General features: G+C 72.7%; 18 protein-coding genes. 5 read left to right on the top strand and 13 right to left on the bottom strand.

Features of this window, described 5'->3' with window-relative positions:
• Positions 1 to 57: 57 nt before the first annotated feature.
• Entirely contained in the window at positions 58 to 1,464 is a 1,407-nt protein-coding gene (locus N801_RS00155; protein WP_035931520.1) for a mycothione reductase, read from the top strand.
• 18 nt (positions 1,465 to 1,482) lie between these two features.
• On the opposite strand, the gene N801_RS00150 is transcribed toward N801_RS00155, so the two are convergent.
• The 8 genes from N801_RS00150 to N801_RS19450 form a co-directional block, all read right to left on the bottom strand.
• Positions 1,483 to 2,802 (bottom strand): MFS transporter, encoded by a 1,320-nt coding sequence (locus N801_RS00150; protein WP_035931516.1) that lies wholly within the window; start codon positions 2,800 to 2,802, stop codon positions 1,483 to 1,485.
• Between the two features lie 34 nt (positions 2,803 to 2,836).
• Positions 2,837 to 3,226 carry a DUF779 domain-containing protein gene (locus N801_RS00145; protein ID WP_035931514.1) on the bottom strand — a complete coding sequence of 130 codons (390 nt, stop codon included), beginning with the start codon at positions 3,224 to 3,226 and terminating at the stop codon, positions 2,837 to 2,839.
• 1 nt (position 3,227) lies between these two features.
• Positions 3,228 to 4,745, bottom strand: a complete 1,518-nt coding sequence (gene exaC, locus N801_RS00140; protein WP_035931512.1) for an acetaldehyde dehydrogenase ExaC — start codon at positions 4,743 to 4,745, stop codon at positions 3,228 to 3,230.
• Positions 4,746 to 4,840: 95 nt separating this feature from the next.
• Entirely contained in the window at positions 4,841 to 6,085 is a 1,245-nt protein-coding gene (locus N801_RS00135; RefSeq protein WP_035931509.1) for a sigma-54-dependent transcriptional regulator family protein, read from the bottom strand.
• 71 nt (positions 6,086 to 6,156) lie between these two features.
• Entirely contained in the window at positions 6,157 to 6,882 is a 726-nt protein-coding gene (locus tag N801_RS00130; RefSeq protein WP_211254644.1) for a VOC family protein, read from the bottom strand.
• The gene (locus N801_RS00125) at positions 6,879 to 7,862 is read right to left on the bottom strand and encodes an o-succinylbenzoate synthase (RefSeq protein ID WP_035931500.1); all 984 of its coding nucleotides are present in this window, start codon (positions 7,860 to 7,862) and stop codon (positions 6,879 to 6,881) included. Before N801_RS00125 ends, N801_RS00130 begins: the two co-directional genes overlap by 4 nt.
• A complete protein-coding gene (locus tag N801_RS00120) occupies positions 7,859 to 8,263 on the bottom strand; it encodes a VOC family protein (RefSeq protein WP_035931485.1) in 405 nt (134 codons plus the stop codon). Before N801_RS00120 ends, N801_RS00125 begins: the two co-directional genes overlap by 4 nt.
• A gap of 10 nt (positions 8,264 to 8,273) precedes the next feature.
• Positions 8,274 to 9,167 carry a hypothetical protein gene (locus tag N801_RS19450; protein WP_052112448.1) on the bottom strand — a complete coding sequence of 298 codons (894 nt, stop codon included), beginning with the start codon at positions 9,165 to 9,167 and terminating at the stop codon, positions 8,274 to 8,276.
• Between the two features lie 140 nt (positions 9,168 to 9,307).
• Between N801_RS19450 and N801_RS00105 the strand changes: the two genes are divergently transcribed.
• A complete protein-coding gene (locus tag N801_RS00105; RefSeq protein ID WP_035931476.1) occupies positions 9,308 to 10,258 on the top strand; it encodes a 1,4-dihydroxy-2-naphthoyl-CoA synthase in 951 nt (316 codons plus the stop codon).
• A gap of 26 nt (positions 10,259 to 10,284) precedes the next feature.
• On the opposite strand, the gene N801_RS00100 is transcribed toward N801_RS00105, so the two are convergent.
• Positions 10,285 to 10,740 carry a hypothetical protein gene (locus N801_RS00100; RefSeq protein ID WP_035931474.1) on the bottom strand — a complete coding sequence of 152 codons (456 nt, stop codon included), beginning with the start codon at positions 10,738 to 10,740 and terminating at the stop codon, positions 10,285 to 10,287.
• Positions 10,741 to 10,786: 46 nt separating this feature from the next.
• Here N801_RS00100 and menE point away from each other — a divergent pair, with 46 nt between their 5' ends.
• Genes menE through N801_RS00085 form a run of 3 tightly spaced genes read left to right on the top strand, consistent with a single transcriptional unit; the run spans position 10,787 to position 13,103 of the window.
• Entirely contained in the window at positions 10,787 to 11,953 is a 1,167-nt protein-coding gene (gene menE / locus N801_RS00095) for an o-succinylbenzoate--CoA ligase (RefSeq protein WP_035931909.1), read from the top strand.
• A 4-nt stretch (positions 11,954 to 11,957) separates the two neighbouring features.
• Positions 11,958 to 12,206: a PLDc N-terminal domain-containing protein gene (locus N801_RS00090; protein WP_035931471.1), complete on the top strand. Its 249-nt coding sequence runs from the start codon at positions 11,958 to 11,960 to the stop codon at positions 12,204 to 12,206.
• Between the two features lie 12 nt (positions 12,207 to 12,218).
• Entirely contained in the window at positions 12,219 to 13,103 is an 885-nt protein-coding gene (locus N801_RS00085) for a 1,4-dihydroxy-2-naphthoate polyprenyltransferase (protein WP_035931468.1), read from the top strand.
• Positions 13,104 to 13,131: 28 nt separating this feature from the next.
• Here N801_RS00085 and N801_RS00080 read toward each other — a convergent pair whose 3' ends face one another.
• Genes N801_RS00080 through N801_RS00065 form a run of 4 tightly spaced genes read right to left on the bottom strand, consistent with a single transcriptional unit; the run spans position 13,132 to position 16,778 of the window.
• Complete coding sequence (locus tag N801_RS00080; RefSeq protein ID WP_035931460.1) at positions 13,132 to 13,443, bottom strand: DUF4229 domain-containing protein; 312 nt, start codon at positions 13,441 to 13,443, stop codon at positions 13,132 to 13,134.
• A 7-nt stretch (positions 13,444 to 13,450) separates the two neighbouring features.
• Entirely contained in the window at positions 13,451 to 14,440 is a 990-nt protein-coding gene (gene ccsB, locus N801_RS00075; protein WP_035931458.1) for a c-type cytochrome biogenesis protein CcsB, read from the bottom strand.
• Positions 14,437 to 16,029, bottom strand: coding sequence for a cytochrome c biogenesis protein ResB (resB, locus tag N801_RS00070; RefSeq protein ID WP_035931456.1), 1,593 nt, complete (start codon positions 16,027 to 16,029; stop codon positions 14,437 to 14,439). The genes ccsB and resB overlap by 4 nt, the downstream gene beginning before the upstream one ends.
• Positions 16,029 to 16,778 (bottom strand): cytochrome c biogenesis CcdA family protein, encoded by a 750-nt coding sequence (locus N801_RS00065; RefSeq protein WP_035931453.1) that lies wholly within the window; start codon positions 16,776 to 16,778, stop codon positions 16,029 to 16,031. Before N801_RS00065 ends, resB begins: the two co-directional genes overlap by 1 nt.
• Between the last annotated feature and the right edge of the window lie 2 nt (positions 16,779 to 16,780).

Genomic DNA, 16,780 nt, shown 5'->3' with positions numbered 1-16,780 from the left:
CCCCGCGCGGGGCGCACCCGACCGAGGGAGGTGAGCGGGCGGCATACGCTGATCGGCATGGCCACGCACCACGACCTCATCATCATCGGCACCGGGTCGGGGAACTCGCTCGTCACTCCCGAGCTCGAAGGGCTCGACATCGCGATCGTCGAGGAGGGGACCTTCGGCGGCACCTGCCTCAATGTCGGGTGCATCCCGACCAAGATGCTCGTCCTGCCCGCCGACCGCGTGCTCGAGAGCCGCGACGCCGCCCGACTGGGTGTGACCATCGACGGCGAGGTCACCGTCGACTGGCCGGCCATCCGCGACCGCATCTTCACCGACCGCATCGACCAGATCTCGGCCGGCGGCGAGCGCTACCGCCGAAGCCAGGGTTTCGTCACCGTGTATGCCGCCACCGCCGAGTTCGTCGGACCGCGGCACCTCGCGCTGTCGACGGGTGAGGAGATCACCGCCGACCGGGTCGTCGTCGCCGCCGGTTCCCGCGCCGACCTCCTCGAGGTCGACGGGCTCGACCGCGTCGCCCCGGACCGCGGGGTCCACACGAGCGACACCGTCATGCGGATGGACGAGCTCCCCCGCCGGATCGCGATCGTCGGCGGCGGGTTCGTCGCCTGCGAGTTCGCCCACGTCTTCGCGGCGCTCGGCGTCGAGGTCACCCAGATCCAGCGCTCCGGCGCGCTCCTGCGCACCGAGGACGCCGAGATCTCCCGCCGCTACACCGAGCTGGCCCGTGGCCGCCACGACCTCCGCCTCGAGACGCAGGTCACCTCCGCCTCCCGCAGCGACGCCGGCACGTGGACGCTCGCCCTCAAGGGGCTCGACGGGGACACCGACGTCGAGGTCGACGCCGTGCTCGTCGCGGTCGGCCGCACCCCGAACGGCTCACGGCTCCGCGTCGAGGCCGGCGGCATCGAGCTCGACGCGCGCGGCGTCGTCGTCGTCGACGCGCAGCAGCGCACCACCGCGGACGGCGTGTGGGCCCTCGGTGACGTCGCGAACGCGTGGCAGCTCAAGCACGTCGCCAACCACGAGGCCCGGGTCGTCGCGCACAACCTCGCCGTCGACACCGGACGCCGCGAGGGTGAGCCGATGGAGGCCGACCACCGCTTCGTGCCGCACGCCGTGTTCGGGCACCCGCAGATCGCCGCGTTCGGTCCCACCCGCGCCGAGCTCGACGGGGCCGGCACCCCGTACGTCGACTACACGCAGGCGTTCGGCGACACCGCGTACGGGTGGGCGCTCGAGGACACCACGGGGATCCTCACGGTGTGCGCGGACCCCGAGACCGGCCTGCTCCTCAGCGCGCACTGCCTGGGGCCGCACGCGTCCACGCTCATCCAGCCGCTCATCCAGGCCGCGTCCTTCGGGCAGCCGGCGGGAGAGGTCGCACGCGGCCAGTACTGGATCCACCCGGCCCTCGCCGAGGTCGTCGAGAACGCCCTCATCGGCCTCGAGGTCTGACCGTTCGGCGCTCCCCGCCTACGGCGTCGGGTGCCGCGCGTCGTAGCGCGTGAAGCCAGGCTGGACGCGCGCGAGGACGACGATGGCGACGACGCAGGCGACCCCGCCGAGCACCGCCGTCCGCCCCTCACCCACGTGCTCCGCGACGAACCCGCCGATGACGTCCCCGAGGCGCGGGCCGCCCGCGACCACGACGATGAAGACGCCCTGCAGACGGCCGCGCAGGTGGTCGGGGGTCGCGGACTGCAGGATCGTCGTCCGGAACACCGCGCTCACCGAGTCTGCGGCCCCGGCGAGCGCCATGGCGACCAGCCCCGCCCAGAGGGCCTGCCCACGGGTGAGGACGTCACCGGCCATGAGCATCGCCGCACCCAACCCGGCGATGGCCGCGCCCCACCCGACGATGGACACGAGGATCGCGAGACCCTGGCGGCGGACCGAGCCGAGCCGGCCCGAGAAGAACATCGCTCCGATGCCGCCGACCGCCGCGGCCGCCGAGAGCGCCCCCACGGTGGTTGCCCCGCCCCCGAAGATCAGCGCCCCCGCAGCGGGGAAGAGCACGCGCGGCTGCGCGAGGACCATCGCGGCGATGTCGGCGAGGAAGGTCATGCGGACGTTCGGCCGGGTCGCGAGGAACGCGAAGCCGTCGAGCACGGACCGTATGCCGGGTGCTCGCCTCGCCGCCCCGCTCGCCGTCCCCGTCGCCGCGGCGTCCCCGGCGCCATCGGGGGTCTCGGCCGGCTCGGGCGGCAGCGAGCGCAGCCGGGCGAGCCCCCAGAGCGCCGCGGTCGTGATGACCGCGTCGACCGTGTACGCCGTCCGGAAGCCGCCGACGTCGACGAGCACCCCCGCAAGCAACGGGCCGACCGTCATCGACGCGTTCATCGCGAAGACCGACAGGGCGTTGGCCGCGGGCAGCTGGTCGCGCCGGAGGATCCGCGGGTAGATCGACGTGCGAGCCGGGGACGACACGGCGAAGGCGGCGTTCCACGCGGCGACGAGGACGTAGAGCACCCACACCTCCGTGTTGCCCAGCCAGGCCTGGAGAGCGCACAGCAGGCTGACGACGAACGCCACCGACTGCGCGGCGAGCCCGACGACCCGCCGGTCGAAGTGGTCGACGAGCGAGCCGCCGTAGAGCCCCATGACGACGAGCGGGACGAGGGCGAAGAGGCCGACGAGACCGACCGAGGCGGTGGAGCCGGTCAGCTCGTAGACCTGGAGCCCGATGGCGACCACCGCGAGCTGGGAGCCGACGTTCGACAGGGTGAACCCGGCATACAGCCGGCGGTAGTCGAGGTTGCTCCGCAGCGGTTCCAGGTCGAGGAGCAGCGGCACGCGGGTGAGCCTACGGCGAGGCCGACGGCCGCGCTCAGAGCAGCCCGAAGGCGGTGAGCTCCTCCTCGGTCATGAGCCGCGAGCGGATGAGGAAGCGCACGCCCTCCGGCGCCTCGACGGAGAACCCCGAGCCGCGGCCGGGCACGACGTCGACGGTGAGGTGGGTGTGCTTCCAGTACTCGTACTGCGCCAGGCTCATCCAGAACTCGATGGGCGTCACCCCCTCGGGCGCCAACGTGCCGAGGAGCACGTCGGCGTCCGAGGTGATGAAGTCGCCGTCCGGGAAGCACATCGGGGACGACCCGTCGCAGCACCCACCGGACTGGTGGAACATCAGCGGTCCGTGGATCCGCTCGAGCCGTTCGAGGAGCACGGCAGCGGTGGCGGTGAGGTCGACGCGGGTCGTCGCCGGTGCCTCGGCCATCTCAGAAGAAGCCGAGCTTGTCGGGGCTGTAGCTGACCAGGAGGTTCTTGGTCTGCTGGTAGTGGTCGAGCATCATCTTGTGGTTCTCGCGGCCGATACCGGACTGCTTGTAGCCACCGAACGCGGCGTGGGCGGGGTACTGGTGGTAGCAGTTGACCCAGACGCGTCCCGCTTCGATCCCCCGACCCATCCGGTATGCCGTGTTCGTGTCTCGCGACCAGACGCCGGCTCCCAGCCCGTAGAGGGTGTCGTTGGCGAGGCGCAGGGCGTCGTCGCGGTCGCTGAACTTCGTCACCGACAGGACAGGTCCGAAGATCTCCTCCTGGAAGACGCGCATCGAGTTGTCGCCCTCGAACACGGTCGGCTCGATGTAGAACCCGCCCTCGAGGCCCTCGACAGTGCGCCGGTTGCCACCGGTGAGGACCTTGGCGCCCTCCTGCTTGCCGATGTCGAGGTAGCTGAGAATCTTCTCGTACTGGTCGTTGCTCGCCTGCGCGCCGACCATGACGTTGGGGTCGAGCGGGTTGCCCACGGTGATCGCGTTGACGCGGGCGATGGCCTTGTCCATGAACTCGTCGTAGATGGACTCCTGGACGAGGGCCCGCGACGGGCAGGTGCACACCTCGCCCTGGTTGAGCGCGAACATCGTGAAGCCCTCGAGCGCCTTGTCGAGGAACGCGTCGTCGGCTGCCATGACGTCCTCGAAGAAGACGTTCGGGCTCTTGCCGCCGAGCTCGAGGGTCACCGGGATGATGTTCTGCGAGGCGTACTGCATGATCAGCCGGCCGGTCGTCGTCTCACCGGTGAAGGCCACCTTGTTGATGCCCGGGTGCGAGGCGAGCGGCTTGCCGGCCTCGACACCGAAGCCGTTGACCACGTTGAGGACACCGTCGGGGAGCAGGTCGGCGATGATCTCGACGACCCGCAGGATCGACGCGGGGGTCTGCTCGGCTGGCTTGAGGATGACGCAGTTGCCGGCGGCGAGCGCGGGTGCGAGCTTCCACGTCGCCATGAGGATGGGGAAGTTCCACGGGATGATCTGGCCGACGACGCCGAGCGGCTCGTGGAAGTGGTAGGCCATCGTGTCGTGGTCGATCTCGGAGATCCCGCCCTCCTGGGCGCGGATGCATCCGGCGAAGTAGCGGAAGTGGTCGATCGCCAGCGGGAGGTCGGCGGCGAGGGTCTCGCGGACCGGCTTGCCGTTCTCCCACGCCTCGAGGACGGCGAGCTCCTCGAGGTGGCTCTCGAGCCGGTCGGCGATCTTGAGCAGGATGTTGCTCCGCTCCGTCGTCGACGTGCGGCCCCAGGCGTCCTTGGCGTCGGTCGCGGCCTGGACCGCGGCGTCGATGTCGGCTGCCTTGCTGCGGGCGACCAGGACGAACGCCTTGCCGTCGACGGGTGAGATGTCCTCGAACGTCTCACCGTCCTGGGCGGGGACCCACTTGCCACCGATGAAGTTGTCGAGCTGCGACGGCAGGGTCACCTTCGAGCCGTCCGCGTTGGGGGGTGCAAACACCATGACCGGACCTCCTTGTCCTTGCGGCGACGCGCCAGTGCGTCACCACCTGCTGCGGACGCTAGGTCGGCGTGGGTTGGTCGGAGGTTGGTCGGCGCTCAGCGGCCGGCGGCGAGGTGCGCGGCGAGCTCGGCGCGAGCAGGGTGCGGCCGGTCGCCGAGGACTGCGAGCGCGCGCTCGACGACCTCGGTGTCCCACGGGACCGCGCGGGCGTAGCGGGCGACGACGTCGGGGCGCGGGTCGGCGAGCAGCGACTCCCGCACGGCCACCGCGAGGTACTCCCCCGTCGAGGTGAGCTCGGGCGAGTCGGTCCCGGGCACGAGGTCGCCGCCGTAGTGCTCGACCGCCCGCTCGACGTCGCGGGCACGGACGGCCTCCATCACGGTGACGGCGTCGCACGTCACCCGAAGGTCGAGCCGGTAGGGGCGTGAGGCGAGGCGCCCCCCGAGGGCCTGGCGCAGGTGCGACACCTCGGCCTTGAGCGTGGACGCCGACACGCGGGCGTCGCCGTAGAGCGCCGCGTGCAGTGCGTCGAGGGTGAGCCCCTCGGGGTGCAGGGCCAGGAGGGCGATGATCTCGCTCTGCCGCCGGGTGAGGAGCAGCCGGGTGCCGTCAAGGTGTGCCTCGGCCGCTCCGAGGATGCGCAGGGTCAGGCCGCTGCCGACCCGCGGCGCGGCGCCGGCGAGACCCCCGCGCGGGATCTCGCGCTCGAGGAGCGCGGCCAGCGCCGTCGCGGTCGCCGCACCGATGGGGTGGGTGCGGTCCCACGTGGTCGACAGGTCGAGCACACCGATCTGCTCACCGGTGGTCGGGTCGTGCACGGGGGCCGCCCAGCACACCCAGTTGTGGACGATCGGGGCGTAGTGCTCCGCGGAGAACACCGTCTGCGTGCGGCCCGTCCGCTGCGCCAGGCTGAGGGCGTTGGTCCCGACGCTCTCCTCGTCCCACCGGCCCCCGGCGACGAAGTTGACCCGCTCGGCCTTGCGCCTCATCACCCGGCCGCCGTAGGTCCACAGGATCCGGGTGTCACGGTCGGTGATGGCGACGACGAGGTCGCCGTCCTCGGCGGCGCGGCGCAGCTCGCTCGAGATGTTGCCGACGGCGACGTGGAGCGGCGAGTCCTCGAACTCGGCCCGGGTCTGGTCCGGATCCGCCATCGGCGCCTCGGTGACGCCCTCGGGGACGTGGCCGGCGCTGCGGTCCCAGCTGTCGACGATCGTGTCCGGCACGTCGCTCGCGTGCGAGCGCGTCCCGAGCCGGTCCGGGCGGTCCGCGCGCTCCGCCCAGGCCGACCGCGCACGCTCGAGCGCACTGCGCCGACCCTTGAGGCCCTTGGTCGCCATCGACCCTCCATCCGCTCGTCCGGGCTCAGGTTAAGGGGCCTGCCTGTGCGTGGCCCGGGAGTCGTGCGAACTCAGGGCCGCCGGTCGGTGAGGCAGTAGGTGCGTCCGACCGGGTCGTGCATCACCGTCCAGAACTCGTGCTCCGAGACGACCTCCGCGCCCGCGGCGACGTGCGCCTCGCGGGTGGCGCCGCGGTCCCGGGCGGCGAGGTCGACATGGGCGGAGACGGTGCCCGTGGGCTCGCCCAGCCGCTGCAGCAGGAACCGCACGGGTATGCCGTCCGGTCGCGTCAGCGAGACGAACTCCGGCAGCGAGCCGGGCCGTTTCGGCCAGCCGGTGAGGGTCTCCCAGAAGGCGACCTCCCGGGCGAAGGACCCGGACGGGACGTCGAGGCAGACCTGGTCGAGCAGGTCGGGCTGGCCTTCTCGGACCTGCTGCAGGGCCGACCCGGCGTTGGCCCACGAGGTGAGGCAGAAGGTCATGCCTCCCGGCGAGCGCAGCACGACGACCTCGTCGTGACGGGCGACCTCGACCGCACCGAGCCGGGTGGCCTCGGCGGCCGCCTCGGGGAGCGGGACCTCGACGTCGAGGTCGACGTGCACGCCACCGCCCTCGAGGACCCGCTGCACCTTGACCCAGGCGTCCCCACGCTCGGGCAGGAGGGTCGCGAACTCGCGGCGCTCACCCCGCGGCTCCGAGAGGCGCGAGCGGGTCACGGTGGCCCAGAACGCCCACGACTGCTCGGCGTCGGGCGTGGGGGTGTCGAGGAAGGCCCAGACCCAGCGGATGTCGATCATGCGAGCTCCCATGCGGCAGTGAGGCGGTCGAGCCACCAGCGGACGCGGTCGGGTGGTGCGGCGTGACGGTCGAGGAGGTCGGGATCGGCCGCGACCCGGCGGACCGGGAGCTGCCCGTCGACCGGGACGAGCGACGCGGTGGTGACGTCGCCGTCGAGCAGCGCCACCGTGCCGAGACCGCACGCGTGGTCGAGCCGCGGCAGCGCGGCCGCGAGCGCCACCCCAGCCGCCATGCCGACACTGGTGTCCAGGGCGGAGGACACGACGGCCGGGAGCCCGCACTCGGCGACGATCTCGAGCGCCCGCCGCACCCCGCCCAGCGGCGCCGCCTTGATGACGATGAGGTCGGCGGCGTCGAGGTCCCGCACGCGCATCGGGTCCTCGGCCTTGCGGATCGACTCGTCGGCGGCGACGGGCACGTCGATCCGACGCCGCGCCAGGGCGATCCGGAGGTCGCGCAGCTCCTCGACGGTGCTGCAGGGCTGCTCGGCGTACTCGAGGTCGTGCGCGGCGAGCCGCCGCAGCACCGCGGTCGCCGTGGCGACGTCCCAGCCGCCGTTGGCGTCGACCCGGATGCGCGCGTGCGACCCCATGGCGTCGCGCACGGCTGCCACCCGGTCGACGTCGTCGTCGGGCGACTGCCCGCGCTCGGCGACCTTGACCTTGGCGGTCGTGCAGCCCGGGAAGCGCGCGAGGACACCGGGCACGGCGTCGGGAGCCACGGCGGGCACCGTCGCGTTGACGGGGACGGTGTCCCGCAGCGCAGCGGGCCAGCCGTGCCAGGCCGCCTCGACCGCGGCGGACAGCCACCGTGCGGACTCGGCCGGCCCGTACTCGAGGAAGGGACCGAACTCACCCCACCCCGCCGGCCCCTCGACCAGCGCCACCTCGCGCTCGGTCACCCCGCGGAAGCGCACGCGCAACGGGATGGACACGACCCGCACGGAGCCGAGCAGGTCGTCGAGCGACGGGTCGGTCACCGGTCGCGCGAGGAGAGGACGCAGAACTCGTTGCCCTCCGGGTCGGCGAGCACGGTCCACGTGACGTCGTCGGGCTGGCCGACGTCGACACGGGTGGCCCCGCGCTCGAGGAGGGCGGTGATCTCGGCGTCGCGGTCCTGGCTCGTGTGGGGGGCGAGGTCGATGTGGAGCCGGTTCTTGAGGGTCTTGGTCTCCTCGACACGGACGAAGACGAGCTCCTGCGGCCGGCGCCGCCACTCCGCCAGCGTCGCCACCGGATCCCCGGTCGCGTCGTGCGGGGCGATGACGACCTCCTCGTCGTCCTCGTACCCGACCTTCCAGTCGAGCGTCTCCGCCCACCACCGGGCCTGGGCCGACATGTCGTGGCTGTCGACGACGAGCGTGTACCAGAGCAGGGCCATGCCGGCGAACCTACTCCGGGAGGGCGTCCGCGGGGGCGGGGTCGGGGTCGGGGGCGGTGGCGGCCTCGGTGGTCGCGCGCAGCCGGAGGGCCGCGTCACGCGCCAGGACGACCGCCCGTCGGAACGAGCCGACGAGGTAGTCCTCGGACCCCAGCACCGTGACGTCGAACCCGGGCCGGTCCCAGCCGGCGAGGAAAGCGGTCTCCGGGGCCACCGCCCGCGCCAACGCCTGCACCTTGTCGTTGGGGGACGAACGGAGGTTGAACATCGTCCGCAGCAGGGACACGGGGACGACGCGGCCGGGTCCGACCAGGTCGTTGGCCCTGGCGACCGCGGTCAGGGCTGCGCACGCCACGACCTCCTCGGACGCCGTGGAGCGCAGGAGCGTGGGTTGAGCCGTGACCGCACGCACCAGGAGTCGCCGCGCGGCCGTGCGGACCTCGGCCCCCAGCAGGAGGTCCGTCACCCTGGTCAGCTCGGCGTCGACGCGCAGGATCGTGCCTCGCGCCTGCTCGGACAGTCCGCCGACCTGCAGTGGTTCATCCGGCAGCGGCGTCGGCTCGAGCGCGAGCAGCGGGCCCTCGCCGCCGACGAGCAGTCCGAGCCAGGTCAGCACCTTCTCGTGACGGGGCGGCTCCGGCGGCGTCGCTGGCGCCCGGACGACGGGTCGCCCACGGCCCAGCTCCAGCGCCGCGCACTCGTAGCCGGTGCCGTCGACCGGCCGACGACGCACGTCGACCACGTGGTCGTCGATGACGACCACCTCGAGAAGGTCGCCCAGCGAGCCGCCGCCGTGTCCCGGGCCGAGGTGGTCGTCCGCGTAGGGGTCGAGGTCGTTGGGTCCCCAGTCCGGGTACGGCCCCTCCTGGTGCGACCGGCCGAGGTTCACGATGTTGTCCCTCACAGCAGCTCCTTCGGTCCCCGCGGCTCGACTGCCGCTGCGCCCCACCGTCCCAGAGATCCTCGAGACGACTGCGGAGTTCTCCACAGGCTGCTCCTGCGACGCCGGAGCGAGGCCGACCACGCCCGGATAGGCTCGCCCGCGTGACTGCGATCGAAGGCGTGAGCGAGACGTTCGACCCGGCGGCGTGGGACGAGGTCGAGGGCTTCGACTTCACCGACATCACCTACCACCGGGCACGGGACCTCGGCTGCGTGCGCATCGCCTTCGACCGGCCCGAGGTGCTCAACGCCTTCCGGCCGCACACCGTCGACGAGCTCCACCGCGCGCTCGACCACGCCCGCCGCACCCCGGACGTCGGCGTCGTCCTCCTCACCGGCAACGGCCCGGGTCCGTCCGGCACCGGCAGCGCGGGCAAGTGGGCGTTCTGCTCGGGCGGCGACCAGCGCATCCGCGGGCGCAGCGGCTACCAGTACGCCGCGGAGGGCGCCGACGACGACACGGCGGCGGGCGTCGACGAGCGCCGGGTCAGGGCCGAGGGCGGGCGCCTCCACATCCTCGAGGTGCAGCGCCTCATCCGGACCATGCCCAAGGTCGTCATCTCGCTCGTGGGCGGCTGGGCGGCCGGCGGCGGCCACTCGCTGCACGTCATCTGCGACCTCACGATGGCCTCGCGCGAGCACGCCCGGTTCAAGCAGACCGACTCCGACGTCGGCTCGTTCGACGGCGGCTACGGCAGCGCCTACCTCGCGAAGATGGTCGGGCAGAAGTTCGCCCGCGAGATCTTCTTCCTCGGCCGCACCTACACCGCCGACGACATGCACCGCATGGGCGCGGTCAACATCGTCTCGGCCCACGCGGAGCTCGAGTCCGACGCCCTGCAGGTCGCCCGCGAGATCATGTCGAAGTCGCCCCAGGCGCAGCGGATGCTCAAGTTCGCCTTCAACCTCACCGACGACGGGCTCATGGGCCAGCAGGTCTTCGCCGGCGAGGCGACCCGCCTCGCCTACATGACCGACGAGGCCGTCGAGGGACGCGACCAGTTCCTCGAGAAGCGCGAGCCGGACTGGTCACCCTTCCCCTGGTACTTCTGAGGCCCGGGAACCCTCGGCCGTGGCCCTTAGCCCGACCCGCCGATGTCCACCTCGTACGCCTCGTAGATGAGGTCGGCTCCACGCTGGCGGTGACGCACGATGCGGCCCACGAGCTCGGTCGCCGCCTCGCGGTGTGCCGCAACGGCATCCGGGCTCTGGAGGCCGGCCTCCCGCTCCCCCAGCAACCGCTCGACGACCTCGATGAAGTCGAGGTGCTCCTTCATCTGCAGCTTGGCCAGCGACGCGAGCCGTGGGGCGCGGGACACGGCGTCGGCGTAGAGCCCTCCGGGCTCCTCGGTGACCGCGCGGTGGTCGCGCAGGTCGTGGGCGAGCTCGGTGAGCGCGGCGCGCACCCGGCGCCGCCACAGGGAGCCGAGACCGACGGGCAGGGCCAGGGCCGCGTCGAGCGCGGCCATCGACTCGCCCAGCTCGGCCCGGTGGCTCCGCACCCGCTCGAGGTATGCCGCGAACTCGGGGTCCATGCGGCCATCATCCTCACGATGTGCGGCGCTGCCTAGAGTGGTCGCCATGAGGATCGAGCCGCTCGCCGTGCCTACCGGCCCGGCCGTCCTCGCCGTCCTCCCGCGCCTCGCGCGGGCCCTCGAGGGTGGCCACCCCGTGGCCCCGTATGCCGCCGGCTCGCCTCCCCCGGACCTGTCGCCGTCCGTCCTGGGCACCCTGCCCGACCTCCCCGACGACCTGGCCGTGGTGGTGGGGACCTCGGGGTCCACCGGGGCCGCCAAGCGGGCGATGCTCACGACGACCACCCTGCACGCCAGCATCGAGGCGACCGCGGCACGCCTCGGCGGGCACGGCCAGTGGCTCCTCACCGTGCCCGGCCACCACGTCGCCGGGCTGCAGGTGCTGCTGCGCTCGCTCGTCGCCGGCACCACACCGCACGTCCTGGACCCCGCAGCCGGGTTCACGCCCCAGGCCTGGTCCACCGCGGTCGACTCCCTGCCGGCCACCGACCGTCCCACCCACGTCTCCCTCGTCCCGACCCAGCTCGCCCGCCTGCTCGAGGACCCGGGCGCCACCGAGCGGCTCGCCCGGTTCGCCGCGGTCCTCGTCGGGGGCGCCGCCACGCACCCCGCACTGCTCGTCCGAGCCGCCGGGGCCGGGGTCGCCGTGGTGACGACGTACGGCATGTCCGAGACCGCCGGTGGCTGCGTCTACTCCGGCCGGCCGCTCGACGGTGTCGGGGTCCACCTCGACGGCGACCACCGGGTCCACCTCACCGGAGCCGTCGTCGCCGCCGGCTACCTCGGCGACCCCGCCCTCACCGCGGCGGCCTTCCCGGAGCCCGGGACCTTCCGGACCGACGACGTCGGGCACGTCGACGCGGCCGGGGTCCTCCACGTGGACGGTCGCCTCGACGACCTCGTCAACACCGGCGGCCTCAAGGTCGCGCCCCGGCTCGTCGAGGAGGCCGTGGCCGCGCTCCCCGGCGTCCGCGAGGCCGTGGCCGTCGGGGTGCCCCACCCCGAGTGGGGCGAGGTCGTCGCCGTCGTGGTCGTGAGCGACCCCGGCCACGGGGCACCCGGGGTGAGCGGTCTGCGGGAGCGGCTGCGCGGCATACTGCCCGACCACGCCCTGCCCCGAGCGGTCCGGGAGGTCGACGCGATCCCCAGCCGAGGGCCCGGCAAGCCCGACCGAGCCGCGATCCGAGCACTCTTCGCCGACGTGGGAGAATAGGCGCGTGCTCCGTTTCCTGCCCGTGGTCATCTCGCTCGCACTGTCGATCTACTGCGTCGTCGACTGCATCCAGAGCAACGACGGCGCGGTCCGTGGCCTGCCCAAGCTCGTGTGGGTGTTCGTCATCCTGCTCTTCCCGTTCGCGGGCTCGCTCGCGTGGCTCTTCGCCGGTCGCCCCAAGGCGACACCGCAACCACGCCGCCCGCTCCCCCGGGGGCCCGACGACGACCCCGACTTCCTCAAAGGACTCTAGGCACCTCCCCTCATGGCCACGTACCAGCAGTGGGTCGCCGGTGCGCGCCCTCGCACCCTCTTCGCCGCCGTCGCCCCGGTCGTCATCGGCACCGCCGCGGCGGCCCAGCACTCCGAGCCGAGCTACGGGATCGCGATCCTCGCGGCCGTCGTCGCGCTCTCGCTCCAGGTCGGCGTGAACTACGCCAACGACTACTCCGACGGCATCCGCGGCACCGACGACGAGCGCGTCGGCCCGGTGCGGCTCGTCGGGCAGAGGCTCGCGGTCGCGCGCAACGTCAAGGCGGCGGCGTTCCTGTCGTTCGGCTTCGCCGCGGTCACCGGCCTCGCCCTCGTCGCCCTCTCGGAGGCGTGGTGGCTCCTGCCCATCGGCCTCGGGTCGATCTGGGCGGCGTGGACCTACACCGGCGGTGACAAGCCGTACGGCTACCGGGGGCTCGGCGAGCTCTTCGTCTTCGTCTTCTTCGGCCTCGTCGCCACGCTCGGCACCATGTACGCGCAGACCGCGGCGCTGTCGTGGTTCGGGCTCGCGGCGGCCGTCGGGGTCGGGGCCATCGCCTCGGCCATCCTCGTCGTCAACAACCTGCGCGACATCCCCACCGACGCCGAGTCGGGCAAGCGCACCCTCGCGGTGCGGCTCGGCGACGCCGGGACGCGCCGGCTCTGGCTCGGCCTCATCGCCGTCAGCGTCCTCGCCGTCGGCGTCATGGCGCTGTGGGACGTGTGGGCCCTGGCCGGCCTGCTCTCCCTCGTCGTCGTCGCCGGCGCCGTCAGGGTCGTCACGGGCGGCACCCAGGGGCGTGGGCTCGTGCCCGTGCTCGGCTCGACCGGCAGGTACGAGCTCGCGTATGCTGTCGCCGTCCTCGCCGGGATCGTCGCCTCCCGTTCCCTCGCCTGAGCTGCTCCCGCTGAGGCCCGCCCGCGGGTCAGCGGAAGTCGGAGCTGCCGTCGTCCGGAGCGGCACGGCGGGCGTCGGGCCGGGCCACCTCGGCGTCCTCGGCCACCTCGTCGCCACCCTGCTCCCGCTTGCGCTCGACGCGGCGGTCGACCCGTGACGCGATGTCGGCCGAAGCCTGCTGGCGGAACGGCTTGAGCACGAACGCCGAGATGACGAGCGAGGCGACCGCCGCGATGACGACGGCGAGCAGCTGCTCCTCGCGGTCACGCAGGCCGAGCAGCCAGGTCGCCGCGAGGCAGCCGGTGAAGATGAGGGTCCTCAGGATGAGGTAGCGGAGCATGCTCACCTCAGAGGCCCGAGTAGGAGTGCTGGCCGACGAAGTACATGTTGACGACGGCGTAGTTGACGATGATGCAGACGAACCCCGCCACCGCGACCCAGGTCGCCGACTGGCGCCGCCAGCCGCGGGTCACCCGGGCGTGGAGGTAGGCCGCGTAGACGACCCAGATGATGAAGGTCCAGACCTCCTTGGGGTCCCAGTTCCAGTAGGACCCCCACGCCTGACGGGCCCAGATCGCCCCCGCGATGAGGGTGAACGTCCACAGGGGGAAGGCGATGATGTGCAGCCCGTAGGTCAGCCGCTCGAGCGTCTTCCCGTCCGGCAGGGCCCGCAGCACGCCGCGCTCGGTCCCGAACCGGTCCTGCGCGAGGTAGAGCAGGGCGATGACGAACCCGACCGCGAACAGCCCCACGGAGATGGTCGCGACGGTGACGTGGATGACGAGCCACACGCTCTTGAGCGACGGCATGAGCTCTGCGGCCTCGGTGTACCAGACGGTGTTGGCCAGGCCGAGCAGGATGAGGACCGGGGCGACGACGAACAGCCCGAGCCAGCGCAGGTCGCGGCGCAGCCCGTAGGCCACGAAGACGACCATCGTGAAGAGCGCTGCCGCGACACCGAACTCGAACATGTTGCCCAGCGGCCAGCGCTGCACCGACGCACCGCGAAGGGCGGCCGAGGCGAAGAGGAGCACCGTGCCGAGCAGGGCCAGGGTGTGGGCGACGCCGGCGGCCTTGCGGGCCCGCAGCGGCACCTGCGCGTCGGAGCCGCCACGAGCGGTCACCGCGTCGGCGCGCGACGGCCCCCCGTCGCCCGCCGATCCACCACCGGCTGAGACGAGCTCACGGTCGGGGGCGTCCGCGGACTCGGCGCGAGCGTCACGGGCCGGGAGCAGCCCGGCGAGGTAGCCGGCATACCCGAGCATGGACAGGGTGAGCACCGCCATGGCGGAGTAGAGGCTGAGGTTCGCGTAGCTCGCCAGGGTCTCGTTCGTCACGTGCGCCGTTCCTTCAGTCGGGTGAGGACGTCCTCGAGCTGCTCGCCCATGCCCTCGTCGTCGTCCTTGGCCAGTCCGCCGATGCTCACTACGGTACGTCCCTGCTCGGCGGCGGGTGCAACCCGCACGAAGACCCGTCGCCGCCGGATCGTCAGCGACAGGATGAGCCCCAGCAGGGCAGCGAGCGCGGACACGAGCGTCAGCTCCTTGCCCGGGTCGCTGCGGATCGAGATGCCGGCGAACCGCTCGAGACCGTCGAAGGTGATCGAGCCCTGGCCGCCGGGAAGCGTGAAGGTCTGGCCCTGGGTGAGCCAGATCCGCAGCAGGTCGGAGCCGTCGGCGTTCTTGAGCTGGGTCATGTCGTCGGTGTCGAGCGAGTAGACCGACTGCGGGCGCCCCTGCGGGAAGAGCGTGCCCTCGAAGGCGCTGAGCGCCAGCGCCGGCTCGAGTGCGTCGGGGAAGACCGAGCGCGGTCCCTGCTCGTCGAGCACCGCGGTCGGCAGGAACAGCCCCGCGAACCCGAGCTGCTTGCCCGCGGGGCCGGCGCCCGCGACCTTGACGGCGCCGACCGAGGTGTAGTTGTTGTCCTGCGCGAGGAACGGCGTCGCCTCGGAGTAGAGGACCGTGCCCGCCGCGTTGCGCACGGTGATCTTCGGCGCGTAGCCGTTGCCGAGGAGGAACGCCGTCCCACCGCCGGTCTCGAGCGGGCCGTTGACCCGGATGACCTTCTTCTCCGGCTCCGCGCCCGGCGTCTTCGTGAAGTCGACGTATGCCGTGAAGTCGCGCGGCGACCCGAACTGCCCCTTCCCCTGGACGTCGTCCTCGAACTCCGCGTCGAAGCGGGTGAGCTTCATCGTGAACGGGGTGAAGTCGGCGGGGTCGACGAGCGGGCCGGGGCTGATCGTGTCGTAGCGGGCGACGGTGTTGGCGAAGGTCTGTCCCACGGGGAGGATGACGTCGCCCTTCCACCCGAGGAGGTGGCCCCACGCCATGCCGACGATGACGCCGATGAGGGCGAGATGAAAGAGGAGGTTGCCCGTCTCCTTGAGGTAGCCCTTCTCCGCCGACACCGTGGTGGCGTCGTGCGAGTGGGTCCGGAAGCGCCCCGACCGCAGGGCGGACCGGACCTCGCGCAGCACCTCGTCGGGGGCGCCGTCGAGGGTCACCGACTCGTGGGCGGACAGCCGCTCCAACCGCTTCGGTGCCCGCGGCGGCAGCGAGCGCATGGCCCTCCAGTGGATCCTCGACCGGGGCAGGACGCAGCCGACGAGCGAGACGAAGAGCAGCAGGTAGATGGCCGCGAACCACGGCGAGGCGTAGACCTCGAAGAACCCGAGGGTGTCGAGGATCGGGCCGGCGGTCTCGTGGCGGGCGATCCAGTCGGCCGTGCGGACGGCGTCGATCGAGCGCTGCGGGAAGATCGACCCCGGCAGGGCCGCGACGGCGACGAGCAGGAGCAGGAACAGCGCGGTGCGCATCGAGGTGAGCTGGCGCCAGGCGAAGCGGAGCAGGCCGAGGGGCCCGAGCTGCGGCTGGGTGACGTCGTCACGCTCGGTGCGCGGGTCGGCGGGCTGGGTCGACAGGCTCATCAGATCGGCACCTCGAACCCGGAGACCAGCTCGGCCTGGAGCCAGCGGGTCAGCTCCTCCCAGACGCCGGTGAGCAGGAGCAGCCCGACGACGATGAGCAGCCCTCCACCGACGAGCTGGATGGCGCGGTGGTGGCGACGCACCCACCCGGAGACGCGCCCGAAGCGCTCGATCCCGGCCGCCGCGAGGATGAACGGGACCCCGAGACCGAGGGCGTATGCCGTCGCGAGGGTGACGGCGCGGCCGGTGCTCGGGTTCGTGGTCGAGGCGGAGAGCGTGAGGACCGCGGCCAGGGTCGGGCCGGTGCACGGGGCCCAGCCGAGCCCGAAGACGGCGCCGAGCAGAGGTGCGCCGAGGAGCCCGGCGCGCGGCCGCCAGGACGGGGCCAGCTGCCGCTGGGATCCGGCGTTCGCCCCGACGCCGAGGAAGACCAGGCCCATGAGGATGACGAGCACTCCCCCGACCCGCATGAGGAGGACGCGGTGCTCGACGAGGGCGCGGCCGAGGGAGGCGATGAAGATCGAGCCGACGACGAACACGGCGGCGAACCCGACGACGAAGAGCGTCGCCCCGAGCACCATGCGTCCGCGCGAGCGCCGCTCCAGCGCGGTGTCGCTGAGGCCGGTGACGTAGCCGAGGAACCCGGGGACCAGCGGCAGCACGCACGGGGAGGCGAATGACACCAGGCCCGCGAGCGCAGCCACGAGGACGGCGAGGGGCAGGGCGCCGGAGGCGATCGTGTCGGTCAAGG

The sequence above is a fragment of the Knoellia aerolata DSM 18566 genome, assembly GCF_000768695.1.
GTDB lineage: Bacteria > Actinomycetota > Actinomycetes > Actinomycetales > Dermatophilaceae > Knoellia > Knoellia aerolata.
This window is presented reverse-complemented; position numbering and strand designations above follow the sequence as displayed.

Excerpts from the sequence above, each read along its gene's own strand:
- resB (WP_035931456.1), bottom strand. The coding sequence starts at position 16,029 with ATGAGCCTGTCGACCCAGCCCGCCGACCCGCGCACCGAGCGTGACGAC.
- N801_RS00100 (WP_035931474.1), bottom strand. The coding sequence starts at position 10,740 with ATGGACCCCGAGTTCGCGGCATACCTCGAGCGGGTGCGGAGCCACCGG.
- N801_RS00080 (WP_035931460.1), bottom strand. The coding sequence starts at position 13,443 with ATGCTCCGCTACCTCATCCTGAGGACCCTCATCTTCACCGGCTGCCTC.
- N801_RS00085 (WP_035931468.1), top strand. The coding sequence starts at position 12,219 with ATGGCCACGTACCAGCAGTGGGTCGCCGGTGCGCGCCCTCGCACCCTC.
- N801_RS00145 (WP_035931514.1), bottom strand. The coding sequence starts at position 3,226 with ATGGCCGAGGCACCGGCGACGACCCGCGTCGACCTCACCGCCACCGCT.
- N801_RS00120 (WP_035931485.1), bottom strand. The coding sequence starts at position 8,263 with ATGGCCCTGCTCTGGTACACGCTCGTCGTCGACAGCCACGACATGTCG.
- menE (WP_035931909.1), top strand. The coding sequence starts at position 10,787 with ATGAGGATCGAGCCGCTCGCCGTGCCTACCGGCCCGGCCGTCCTCGCC.
- N801_RS00135 (WP_035931509.1), bottom strand. The coding sequence starts at position 6,085 with ATGGCGACCAAGGGCCTCAAGGGTCGGCGCAGTGCGCTCGAGCGTGCG.
- N801_RS00155 (WP_035931520.1), top strand. The coding sequence starts at position 58 with ATGGCCACGCACCACGACCTCATCATCATCGGCACCGGGTCGGGGAAC.
- N801_RS00130 (WP_211254644.1), bottom strand. The coding sequence starts at position 6,882 with ATGATCGACATCCGCTGGGTCTGGGCCTTCCTCGACACCCCCACGCCC.
- exaC (WP_035931512.1), bottom strand. The coding sequence starts at position 4,745 with ATGGTGTTTGCACCCCCCAACGCGGACGGCTCGAAGGTGACCCTGCCG.